The sequence below is a fragment of the Qipengyuania sp. B-5 genome (assembly GCF_056857815.1).
The window spans coordinates 78065-89496 of record NZ_JBSXNU010000045.1; the positions used below are offsets into that span (position 1 = coordinate 78065).

Here is an 11432-nt window from a genome sequence, read left to right on the forward strand (position 1 = left end):
GCAACGCAAGGGGCGTTGCGAGAGGGGCCATGCTGGCCTATTCCCAACCTATGAGCATTCTCAAGAAGCTGGGCATCGCCCTTCTCGTCCTGATCGTCATACTCGGGATATTCGCCTTCGTCGTGACACGGGGCGATACGGCCGAATTGCCCATGGACGAGGTGACCGGGGTCGACCCTACGCTGGACGAGCCGGATGCCGAAACCTTTCCGACTGTGGCGATTGCCGACCCGGTCGGTTGGGGGCAAGGCGAAGCTCCGGACGCAGCAGAGGGACTTTCGGTCAATCGCTTCGCCGAGGGCCTGGATCATCCGCGTACGCTCTACGCGCTTCCGAATGGCGATATTCTTGTTTCGCTCACCCGTTCGCCCAGCCAGGGCGGCGGCGGCCTCATGGGTTGGATCGCCGACAAGCTGATGACCAAAGCGGGTGCCACGGGTCCCTCAGCCAATCAGGTAGTGCTGCTGCGCGATGCCGACGGAGACGGACGGGCGGAAGCCCGGCGCATTCTTCTCGACGGGATGGATTCGCCCTCGGGCCTGGCTTGGGAGGACGGTACGCTTTACGTCGCCAATCACGACGAGGTGCTCGCATTTGAATATGATTTGGGTGCGGAGGCAGTAACTTCCGAGCCACGAAAGGTGGCCGACCTTGCCCCAGCCGGTGGCCACTGGATGCGCAATCTCGAACTCCACCCCGATGGAGGCAGGCTTTATGTCGCAGTGGGCTCCGATACCAATATCGCAGACAAGGGTATGGAAGCCGAAGATGGCCGTGCCCTGATCTGGGAAATCGATCTTGAAAGCGGCAGCATGCGTCAGTTTGCTGGCGGACTGCGCAATCCCAATGGACTCGATTTCAGCCCATGGTCGGGCGAACTTTGGACGACGGTGAACGAGCGCGACATGCTCGGTTCCGATCTCGTACCCGATTATCTGACCAATGTACCCGTCGGCGCGCAATATGGCTGGCCATGGATCTACTGGGGCGACAATTACGACCGCCGGGTTGATTACCCGGTCCCCCAGTACATCAGCTATGTGCGCCGTCCCGAATATTCTCTCGGGCCCCACGTGGCGGCGCTCGGCTTCGTTTTCAGCAAAAGCGGCGCGGCGCTGGGCGAGAAGTTCTCAAGCGGCGCGTTCATCGCCCGCCACGGCTCGTGGAATCGCAAACCGCCTTCGGGCTATGACGTCGTGTATGTCGCCTTCGATGAGCGTGGCAATCCCGTCGGCCAACCGATTCCGGTCCTCGGCGGCTTTCTCAAAGACAATGGCGACACACGCGGACGCCCGACCTGGGTCGAATGGGCAGGTGACGGTTCATTGCTCGTCAGCGACGATACCGCTGGGATCATCTGGCGAGTTTCCGCCCCCGGAGCTACGCCCCAGCCGGATATCGAACGGGTGACCGGTCGCCGTCTTCCCCCGCAACGCGAACTGCGGGGGCAGGAAGCGTCCTTCGGCGAGGACGACTACGCTCGTATTGTGCCGGAAAATTAAACGAACAGGGCCTCGGTCTCGATCTCGTAGAGTCCTGCACTACCGGCAATTGCCGAGGCCTTGAGGCCGGCGGCCTCGGGAACGATTCTATCGAGAAAGAAACGCACCGTGGCAGACTTGCTCTTGGCGAGCGCCGTAGCTTCGGTTTGCTGAACCGCATTCAACTGTCTGAGCAGCTGCCACCCCGCTGTCGCGACAGCGAGCATGGTGCAGAAGGGCACACTACCTGCGAGACGATCATCCAGGCTGGCGTCCTCTCGCATCCATTTCGCCACTACCGCGCAGTCTCCGGCAAGGGCAAAGAGTGTCGGTTCGTCGGCACATTCGCGCGCGATATCCTCGGTCAGGCCAATCAGTGATTCGCCGCCGTTAAGCCCCAGCTTGCGGGTCACGAGATCGGCGGCCTGGATGCCGTTCGTGCCTTCGTAAATCGGGGCAATTCGCGAATCGCGCCAGTGCTGTGCAGCTCCGGTCTCCTCGATGAACCCCATTCCGCCATGAACCTGGATACCAAGGCTTGCCACTTCGATACCGATATCGGTGCCCCATGCCTTGATGAGCGGCGTCAGGACTTCGCCACGTGCCCGCGCAAGATCATCCCCCAGCACCCCGCGATCGACCTGGCCAGCGGTATAGTAGAGTAGGGCACGCGCACCCTCGGTAAGCGCCTTCATGCGCAGCAACATGCGCCGGACATCCGGATGCTCAATAATTGCAACTGACGCTTTGTCCGGTGACCCGGCCCGGGCCGACTGGACCCGTTTCTTTGCGTAATCGAGCGCTTGTTGTGTGGCTCTCTCGCCAATCTGAACGCCCTGATTGCCGACATTGATACGCGCATTGTTCATCATGGTGAACATGGCCGCGAGTCCGCGATTCTCCGCGCCGACCAGTTCCCCGATGCACTCGTCATTGTCCCCATAGCTCATCACGCATGTTGGCGAGGCGTTTATTCCGAGTTTGTGCTCGAGGCTGACACACCGAAGATCGTTGCGTGCGCCGAGAGAGCCGTCAGGCTTCACATGATATTTGGGTACTATGAACAGCGATATTCCGCGGCTTCCTTCGGGCGCGTCTGGAAGGCGGGCGAGTACGAGGTGGATGATGTTCTCTGCGAGCTCATGCTCACCCCAGGTGATATAGATTTTCTGTCCCTTGATCAGATATTTGCCGGCATTCTCCCCTTCGGTCACCGGTTTCGCTGTGGTGCGAAGCGCGCCGACGTCGGACCCTGCCTGCGGCTCGGTCAGGTTCATCGTGCCCGACCATTTGCCGCTGACCAGATCTGGAAGATATTTCTGCTGCAGCTCCTCCGATCCGTGATGTTCGAGCGCTTCGATCGCTCCGACACTGAGCATAGGAAGCAGGTTGAACGCCATGTTGGCCGTGCCGAGGTTTTCCAGCACGTTGCAGGCGAGTGTGAAGGGCAGGCCCTGTCCGCCGAACTCGCTGGGTGATGCGATCGCGTTCCAGCCCTGCTCGACATAGTGCGCATAAGCTTCCACAAAGCCGTCAGGCAGCCGCACCGCCCCGTTCTCGAGCTTCGTCCCCTCCAGGTCGCCAAGCCGATTCAAGGGCGCGAATTCGCCTGCTGCGAATTGTCCCACCCCTTCGACGATTGCATCGACCATGTCAGATTCGGCAGCTGCAAATTTTTCGCTCTGGGCGAGTTCTTCGATCCCTGCATTCACGCGAATGGCGAGCAGCTGGTCCTTGGTGGCAGGAGTATAGGTCACGGGTAATCCTCTTGGCTTTCTTAGCCCGCAGATATAGCGCGCAGGCATGAGCGGCAAATACGCTACGGAAACGCTTGCAGCGGACAAAGGTGGCATAGGGCATGCCGCGGAGATCCTGCGTGCAGGCGGATTGATAGCTGTGCCGACGGAAACCGTATATGGACTCGCCGCCCGTGCCGATTCCGACATTGCCGTCGCAAAAATCTACGAAGCCAAGGGAAGGCCGAGCTTCAACCCATTGATCGTCCACGTTCCTTCCAAGCGGGCGGCTTCCACTATCGCCGAATTCTCCCCTCAGGCCGATGCATTGGCCGACGCGCATTGGCCAGGACCGCTGACGCTCGTCTTGCCCCGCCGCCGTGACGCCAGATTGGCGGCTGCAGTAACGGCAGGCCTCGAAACGGTGGCACTTCGTGTACCGAACCATCCGGTAATGCGAGAAATATTGGCACTCGTCGACTTTCCGCTTGCAGCCCCGTCGGCCAATCGCAGCGGCTATATCAGCCCCACGAGCGCACAGCATGTCTTATCCTCCCTCGATGGGCGAATCGATGGCGTCATCGATGGCGGGATATGCTCGGCAGGTTTGGAATCGACCATTGTGGCGGTACGCGGTGACGGTTCGACACAGGTCCTGCGTCCCGGACCGATCGAGCTCACCTCAGGAACCGGTGGGGCTGCCGCCAAAGGTATGATCGAAGCACCAGGCCAATTGGCCAGCCACTATGCACCGGGCAAGCCCCTCCGCCTCGACGCCAATAGGGCTGAGAGCGACGAATTTTTTATCGGATACGGAGAGGTTAGCGGCGATTGTTCGCTGTCGTCATCAGGTTCACTGGAAGAAGCAGCGTCACGCCTATATGGCTGTCTTCATCTGGGGGCAGCTTCGCAAAAGCGACGTATCGCCGTGGCGCCCGTTCCGGATAAGGGCATTGGAAGGGCCATCAACGATCGCTTGCGACGTGCCGCAACGCCGCCGGTTTAATTGCCTTCGGGCTCTACCGGGATAGTCGGGATGATTTGCTGCATTTCCGCATAGGTCCCTGTCGCTTCGTCACAGGCGCGGCGGTTGCCATCCTGGCATTCGGCGAGTTGCCTGTCATACTCTCGCTCGAGCTTGGCGAGCCGTTCTTCGCGCCGCCGGATTTCCCGACCCCGCTTTTCGTCTGCTTCGGACTGGCTCGTGGTAGCCAAATCGACCCCTTTGCTCGCCACCTTGACCGGAGCAGTAACGACATCGGCCACGGTACCCAGACAGCCCGCTAGCATCGATGCGCATATAGGGGCGGCAAAAATGGCAAGGCGGCGCATTGGAATTCCTTTCAATGCGCCGCCTAAACCATGAGGGATGATTCGTCGATTAATCAGCCATCGGCATTTTCGGGCGGCTGCGGCGCTTCCCGCGTATCGGCGGGCTGAGCTGCCGCACGGCAGCGCAACCTGCCTGAACCCATCGCCTGGACAGTGCAATCGGCGCTGCCTTCCACCGTCACGCTTCCGGATCCCATGATGTTGGCATCGACCTTGCCATCCGATGCGAACTCGGCATCACCAGAGCCGACGACAGAGATATTAGCCCGCTCGACCTGCAATCCTGCCATCTTGCTTGCGCCCGATCCGGCGATCGTTAGATCGAGGTTCTCGACAGCGCCGGACGCTTCGAACTCACCCGATCCGGCAATGGTGAGATCGAGCTTGGTCGCAGTGACCTTGGCCACCTTCGCACGGCCCGAACCGGCAATGGTTACCTCAGTCTCTCCGCTCAGCGAATCGGCCTCGATTTCGCCCGAGCCTGCCATGACGATGGAGTTGAGGCTCGGCATGGTGACCCTTACCGTGGCGCTACCGATCCTTTTGTCCGCATTCTTGTCTCGCATCACGCCTAGCGCACCATCGTCGAGCGTGAAGCGCAGCGCGTCGACTGCTTTCTGGTCACCCGAGACATCGATGTCGAGGCCCGGCCCTTCACTGACGACCACATTATCGGGCCCCGCCAGCACCAGCTTGGTGGGTGGTGCACCACTTGTGTCGAGCTCGGCGAGCGGCACGCCCTCGCTATCGCCTATTGTTATATTGCCATTGCATCCGGCGGGGAGGACGCCGGCAACCAATGCCGCCAGCGGAGCCACGCCCTTGAGAACCTTGTGAAGCATTTTTCTTCCTTCCTGCTCGACAATCCAGTTACCGTATTGGTGATATAATACAGCCATAGATCTACTTTAACCCAAAGCAAAGGGGCCACCCCTTGCGGAGCGGCCCCTTTGTCGAGTGCTAATAGCGCTTGGCCGATCAGGCTTCTTCGGTGTTCTCGTAATATTGCGGCGCATGTTCACGAAGAACGTCGAGAATCTTTTCGAGCGCTGTCGGCTCGTCGGTCTTCTCCATCGCAGCCAGTTCACGGGCGAGGCGGCTGGAGGCCGCCTCGAAGATCTGGCGCTCCGAATAGCTCTGCTCGGGCTGATCGTCGGGGCGGAAGAGGTCGCGCGTAACTTCGGCAATCAGCACGATCTCGCCCGAATTGATCTTCGCTTCATATTCCTGCGCGCGGCGGCTCCACATGGTGCGTTTGACCTTGGGCTTGCCCTTGAGCGTTTCCATCGCCTCTTTCAGGGTCTTGTCGCTCGACAGCTTGCGCATGCCGATCGATTCGACCTTGTTGACCGGAACGCGCAAGGTCATGCGCTCTTTCTCGAAGCGGAGGACATAGAGATCGAGCTGCATACCTGCGATTTCTTCGCTCTGCAGTTCGATGACACGGCCCACGCCGTGCTTGGGGTAGACAACATAATCGCCAACGTCGAAGGCGTCTGCCTTGCTCGCCATGCATCAATCCTTTCGTCGGGGCCGAGGGGGAAATCAGCGACACAAGAAGCTTTACCGCGTCTCACCTTCGATTACGCGGCGGCGGTCTTCCTGTATCGTTGCGGGGGTGTACGGCCCTTTCAATTCTCACATCTGCCCGGCGGCAACCGGTGCAGTTGTTGCGTTATATAGCACAACCTGGCGATTATTGCGAGTCTATGGCGAGACTGTCTTGCGGAGGCTCGTTCGAGCTCCCCTTCCCAGCTACAAATTTCGCCCCGGGCAGCAGTAACAACGAGCTGACTTACAGCCAGGTCGTCAGCACAGGACCGAGGATACTGGGGCGATCAGGGGAATATGTCTTCGTTGCCGGTCGCCCAAGCACGTTTGAAATCCGAAACTAAAGGATCAGCAATCAGTCGCCTTCGCCGGGCTCTGCGCTGAAGTACTTCTCGTACTTGTCTTCTTCGCCCTTATGCTCGTCGGCATCTTCCGGCGGAGCCTTGCTCTGAGTGATGTTGGGCCATTCGGCGCTGAACTTGGTGTTCAGCTCGAGCCATTTTTCGAGATTGTCTTCCGTATCGGGCAGGATTGCTTCGGCCGGACACTCGGGTTCGCACACGCCGCAATCGATACATTCGCTGGGGTTGATGACGAGCATATTGTCGCCTTCATAGAAGCAATCGACCGGGCAGACCTCGACGCAGTCGGTGTATTTGCATTTGATGCAGGCGTCGGTGACGACATAGGTCATGGGGTGTGGGTCCCTCGTGAGAATAATGTTGTTCGAGCGCTGCTATGGCTATTCATGCGCCGGGGTCAAGTTCCCGATAGCATTCCTGCGCTTCACGCGGTGGGCCACGCCGTTCGGGGAGGGTGACCACCTCCACCAGACGCACGCTGCCACCGATAGGCAGGGTGAGTACGTCCCCCGCTGCGATATCGCGACTGGCGCGCCGGACACGCTCGCCATTGCGGCGAATATGACCTTCTTCGATAAGCTTGCGAGCCGCGCTGCGGGTGCGCACGAAGCGCAGGAAGCAGAGCAGACGGTCGATCCGCAAGCTCAGCCTTGCTTCAACAGCTCGGCAAGGCCGGAAAAGGCGCTGCCTTCGCGCGGGGGCTGGGTGCGCGCAGGCTGCTGACGCTGCTTCCTGCGGTGGGATGGGCGCCACTCCCAACTGGCCGGGCGCGGCGGGCCGAAGGCATCCTCTGCCAGCGGCTTCGCACGCTGGACGCGGAACCCTGCCTGACCGAGCAGGCGTTCGGCGTTCTTTTCCTCAAGCCCGATCGAGATCGATAGCGAGAGATCGAGGCGGAATTTTCGGTTCTTGTCCACCTTGGCGCGGGCTTGATGCGCGGCGCGGAAGATTTTTTCCGCCAGATCGAGGCGGATGGCCTGGCTCCCGGCATGGCGATAACCGGAAGGCAGCTTCTTGACGCCGGGAATGACGGGCAGCATCGCCTCTTGCAGCGGCCTGCTGTCTATTCCCAAAGCGCTCAATAATTGGCGTGGTGCAGGTTTGAGCAGCATAGGCGCAAAGATGTCTAGCGCCCCGAATGTGACGCCGATCTTGCGCAAGAAAGGCCGCATGTCCTTTGGAAGGTGCTCGATACCGGCCTGCTCGCGCGTCACGAAGCCATGACCGGAGATAAGGTTGAGCAGTAGCGCACGGGCCTGGCTGCCGGCTTCGGGATTGGCTGACGCGATATGCATCCGGCGCAAAGGTTCGAGGGGCTCGAGCCTCTTGTCGAGCCATCCATCGATCGCTTCAAGCAGTGTTTTCCGCGCCTTTTCGGGCAAGGCGGAGATTTCACGCGAAGGCTCGAGTGCCGGCTTTACTTGCCCTTCGCGCGGCCGGAGCTTGGCAAGAACATGCCCCTTCCAGCGAATAGCGCCGCGCGATAGTTCGACGTCGGCCATATCCGAGGCGGCAAGCTCTTCGGCCCGTTCCCCGAGTATACGGGGCAGGCCTTTCTCGGATGCTGCCAGCAGCATCTTGCGATCGGCGTGGTTTGCGGCTGGGTCAACCTCGAAGCGGAAGCCTTCTACCTTGCCCATTGCTTCGTCCTCGACCAGCAGTGTGCCGTCTTCGGCGAGCGTTATCGGGAGCATGGAGGCGTCCTGTCCCAGCGATTTCATCAAGATTGCAGTCCTTCGGTTCACGAATCTTTCGGTCAGCCGCGCATGGAGCGCATCCGACAGCTTGGCCTCGACCCCGCGTGCACGCGACGCCATCTCGTCGCGCGCAAGCACCCAGTCGGGCCGCTGACAGATATAGGCCCAGCTGCGAATCGCGGCGATTCGCCCTTGCAGTGTATCGATATCGCCGCTGGAGTTGTCGAGTTCGGAGATGCGCGCAGCAACATAGTCGGCCCCGATATAGCCTTGCGACAGGTCTTGCCACAGCCGAGCGACGAAGCGGGCGTGGACGTCGGGGCCGCGTTGGCGGAAATCCGGCAAGGAACAGGTTTCCCAAAAGCGCCGCACCATGCCCGCCCCGCGGATGCTGGCGGCGAGGGGCTCTTCGGCAAGGCGCTTCAGTGTGGCGAGGTCGATCGCTTCGGGAGCGAGCCGTAGCGCTTCATGTTCGGGCGGACGTTCGAGATCGTCAATCAAGGTCGGAATATTGTCAAAACACGGCTCCGGCTGGCGCCAGAACAGTTTCGTGATCGGAGCGAAATGATGCTCCTCGATCGCATAAATCTCCTCATCGGTAAATTCGGGCGCGGGACCGGCCTTGCCGCCGCCACCGGCTAAGGTACCGAAAGTTCCATCTCGTTGGTGGCGCCCAGCTCGGCCGGCAATCTGTGCCATTTCAGCAGGATAGAGCCGCCTCATGCGAACGCCGTCGAACTTGGTCAATCCTGCGAAGGCGACATGATTGACGTCGAGGTTCAACCCCATACCTATGGCATCGGTGGCGACGATATAATCGACCTCACCATTCTGGAACAATTCGACTTGGCGATTGCGCGTTTCCGGTGAAAGTGCGCCCATCACAACCGCTGCCCCGCCCCGAAAGCGCCGCAACATTTCGGCAACCGCATAGACCTGCTCTGCGCTGAACGCCACGATGGCGCTCCGCGGAGGGAGCCGAGACAGTTTGCGCGGCCCGATATGGGTGAGGGTGGAGAAGCGCGGGCGTTCGGAAATTTCGGCACTCGGGATAAGCGCTTTGACCATAGGGGCTAGTGTCGCAGCGCCCAGAAGCATGGTTTCTTCCCGTCCTCGCGCATTCAGCAGCCTGTCCGTGAAAACATGCCCTCGCTCGCGGTCTGCGGAAAGCTGCGCTTCGTCCAGCGCCACGAAGGCGCGCTCGTTCGCCGTACGCGGCATGGCTTCGACCGTGCAGCACAGATAGCGCGCGCCTTCCGGCTCGACCCGCTGTTCTCCGGTGATCAGCGCGACCTGCTTTTCGCCCTTGATCGCCACGACCCGATCATAGACCTCGCGCGCCAGCAGGCGCAGCGGAAAGCCCATCGCCCCGCTCGAATGTGCGCATAGGCGTTCGATGGCGAGATGAGTCTTGCCGGTGTTGGTGGGTCCGAGGACCGCCTTGATCGAGGCGTCGTTCACTCGGCCATAGGTGGCAGCGCCGCTGCGCCGGTGCAACCGACCAACGCCATCGAACTCGATTTGTCGCAGTCAGGAATCGGCTTGTCGAAGGTTAATCGCATCTTTACTTTGATATTGCATGATTTCAGCGCATCGGGTCGATTGGATAGGGGACTTGCGCGTTTTCTTTGCGCCGAGGCCGCAAACGGAGGGTACGTCTTGGCCGAGCGCCAGAACGACGAACAGTTGCATTTTGCTTTGGCCGGTCCGGAATCCGCACATGCGGATTCCACGGCGGCGGGTGCGGGCGCTGGCAACAAGCATTCCGCATCGTTCTCCAGCCTGCGCGACAAGGTGTACCGCCACATAGAAGCCTTCGACATCGCGCCAGATCTCGGCGCCGACATCGGCTCTAAGCGCTGGTTTCGTGGATTGGGGACATTCGTTGGCTTATCCGTCGTGGCGCTTGCCTTCTGGCCCGATTTCGCGCCGCTGGAAGCGGCCTCGCCCCTGCCCAAGGATGCGTCCATCCGCAGCGAGTACCGCAGCCAGATGATCATGCCCCTCGGCCTCGGTGCCGATTCGGGGCGCAGGATGGGGCCGACCGATCTTGTCCGACCGCTCGCCGAGGCGCCAGAACGACCCCAGCTGGAGATGCTGGCTACACTTGGGCGAGGGGACAGCCTTGATCGAACCCTGCGCCGGGCCGGATTGGGGGGCGACGAAGCCGACCTCGTGACGTCATTGATCTCCAGCGCCGTGCCGCTCGAAGAGCTCGAGCCGGGCACGCAGATCGATATCACGCTCGGCCGCCGGCCCGAACCCGGCGCCACGCGCCCGCTCGAAAAACTGAGTTTTCGCGCGCGGTTCGATCTCGAACTTAAAGTCGATCGGCTGGATGAGACGGGTCCACTCAATCTCACCCGGCGGATTATTCGCGTGGACGAGACCCCGCTTCGCATCCGCGGCACAGTCGGGGACAGCCTTTATCGCTCCGCCCGTGCGGCGGGCGCACCGACCAGCGCCGTTCAGGCCTACCTCAAGGCGCTTGGCGAGCAGCTCGACGTTCAGCGCGACGTTCGCGCGACCGACACTTTCGACATCATCGTCGCCCACCGCCGCGCCGCGACCGGCGAACGCCAGGCGGGACAGCTGCTGTTCGCCGGGCTCGAACGGGGCTCGCGCGGAGCTGTGCAGCTGATGCGCTGGGGTAGCGAAGGCGATTTCTTCGATGCGGACGGCACCGGTGAAGAACGCGGCGGGCTGGTGGCACCCGTCCCGGGCCGGATGAGTTCGAGCTTCGGCATGCGCCGCCACCCGATCCTCGGTTACAGGCGCATGCATTCGGGCGTCGATTTCAAGGCCAGCTACGGTACGCCGATCGTCGCAGTGACCGACGGGCGCGTTACCGGTGCGGGGCGGATGGGCGGCTGCGGCAATGCGGTTCGCATCCGTCATGCAAATGGCGTCGACACCCGCTACTGCCACATGAGCCGGGTGGCGGTGAATCGCGGCGCCAGCGTACGTCGGGGCCAGGTGATCGGCTACGTCGGGTCCACCGGTCTCTCTACCGGACCCCACCTCCATTATGAAATGTATCGTGGCGGACGGGCCATCAATCCGGCATCGGTGAGCTTCGTCACACGCAAGCAGCTATCGGGAGCCGAGCTAGAGCGTTTTCGCTCGGCCCTGAGTGCGCTGCGCGATGTCGAGGAGGGCGCCGCGCTGGCAGATCTGGCCCCCACCGCCGACGAGGCCGCCTCGGAAGAGCCCGAGCGTGAGATCGACAAGCTCGACAGGCCTCGGCCCATCGGCTGATTGATAAGCTTTCCG

General features: G+C 61.3%; 10 protein-coding genes. 3 read left to right on the top strand and 7 right to left on the bottom strand.

Translation table 11 applies throughout. The annotated features are described in order from the left end of the window. The first annotated feature begins 50 nt into the window (after positions 1-50). Positions 51-1502, top strand: a complete 1452-nt coding sequence (locus AC13CE_RS07935) for a PQQ-dependent sugar dehydrogenase (protein ID WP_482972076.1) — start codon at positions 51-53, stop codon at positions 1500-1502. On the opposite strand, the gene AC13CE_RS07940 is transcribed toward AC13CE_RS07935, so the two are convergent. Next, positions 1499-3238 (bottom strand): acyl-CoA dehydrogenase family protein, encoded by a 1740-nt coding sequence (locus AC13CE_RS07940; protein ID WP_482972077.1) that lies wholly within the window; start codon positions 3236-3238, stop codon positions 1499-1501. The two genes, AC13CE_RS07935 and AC13CE_RS07940, sit on opposite strands and share 4 nt — an antisense overlap. A 46-nt stretch (positions 3239-3284) precedes the next feature. Here AC13CE_RS07940 and AC13CE_RS07945 point away from each other — a divergent pair, with 46 nt between their 5' ends. Next, positions 3285-4223, top strand: a complete 939-nt coding sequence (locus tag AC13CE_RS07945) for an L-threonylcarbamoyladenylate synthase (RefSeq protein ID WP_482972078.1) — start codon at positions 3285-3287, stop codon at positions 4221-4223. Here AC13CE_RS07945 and AC13CE_RS07950 read toward each other — a convergent pair. The 6 genes from AC13CE_RS07950 to AC13CE_RS07975 form a co-directional block, all read right to left on the bottom strand. Beyond that, complete coding sequence (locus AC13CE_RS07950) at positions 4220-4507, bottom strand: hypothetical protein (RefSeq protein WP_221538176.1); 288 nt, start codon at positions 4505-4507, stop codon at positions 4220-4222. The two genes, AC13CE_RS07945 and AC13CE_RS07950, sit on opposite strands and share 4 nt — an antisense overlap. Positions 4508-4602: 95 nt before the next feature. Next, positions 4603-5391, bottom strand: a complete 789-nt coding sequence (locus tag AC13CE_RS07955; RefSeq protein WP_482972079.1) for a head GIN domain-containing protein — start codon at positions 5389-5391, stop codon at positions 4603-4605. A 136-nt stretch (positions 5392-5527) separates the two neighbouring features. Next, complete coding sequence (locus tag AC13CE_RS07960) at positions 5528-6061, bottom strand: CarD family transcriptional regulator (RefSeq protein WP_221538178.1); 534 nt, start codon at positions 6059-6061, stop codon at positions 5528-5530. Positions 6062-6455: 394 nt separating this feature from the next. Then, positions 6456-6794: a ferredoxin FdxA gene (fdxA, locus tag AC13CE_RS07965; protein WP_221538179.1), complete on the bottom strand. Its 339-nt coding sequence runs from the start codon at positions 6792-6794 to the stop codon at positions 6456-6458. A 52-nt stretch (positions 6795-6846) separates the two neighbouring features. Beyond that, a complete protein-coding gene (locus tag AC13CE_RS07970; protein ID WP_221538180.1) occupies positions 6847-7104 on the bottom strand; it encodes an RNA-binding S4 domain-containing protein in 258 nt (85 codons plus the stop codon). A 2-nt stretch (positions 7105-7106) separates the two neighbouring features. Continuing rightward, positions 7107-9620 (bottom strand): helicase-related protein, encoded by a 2514-nt coding sequence (locus AC13CE_RS07975; RefSeq protein WP_482972080.1) that lies wholly within the window; start codon positions 9618-9620, stop codon positions 7107-7109. 198 nt (positions 9621-9818) lie between these two features. On the opposite strand from AC13CE_RS07975, the gene AC13CE_RS07980 reads away from it, so the two are divergent. Beyond that, complete coding sequence (locus AC13CE_RS07980; protein WP_482972081.1) at positions 9819-11417, top strand: M23 family metallopeptidase; 1599 nt, start codon at positions 9819-9821, stop codon at positions 11415-11417. Positions 11418-11432: the final 15 nt, after the last annotated feature.

Coding starts and splice junctions, on each gene's coding strand:
- AC13CE_RS07945 (WP_482972078.1), top strand. CDS start 3,285: ATGAGCGGCAAATACGCTACGGAAACGCTTGCAGCGGACAAAGGTGGC.
- AC13CE_RS07955 (WP_482972079.1), bottom strand. CDS start 5,391: ATGCTTCACAAGGTTCTCAAGGGCGTGGCTCCGCTGGCGGCATTGGTT.
- fdxA (WP_221538179.1), bottom strand. CDS start 6,794: ATGACCTATGTCGTCACCGACGCCTGCATCAAATGCAAATACACCGAC.
- AC13CE_RS07960 (WP_221538178.1), bottom strand. CDS start 6,061: ATGGCGAGCAAGGCAGACGCCTTCGACGTTGGCGATTATGTTGTCTAC.
- AC13CE_RS07935 (WP_482972076.1), top strand. CDS start 51: ATGAGCATTCTCAAGAAGCTGGGCATCGCCCTTCTCGTCCTGATCGTC.
- AC13CE_RS07950 (WP_221538176.1), bottom strand. CDS start 4,507: ATGCTAGCGGGCTGTCTGGGTACCGTGGCCGATGTCGTTACTGCTCCG.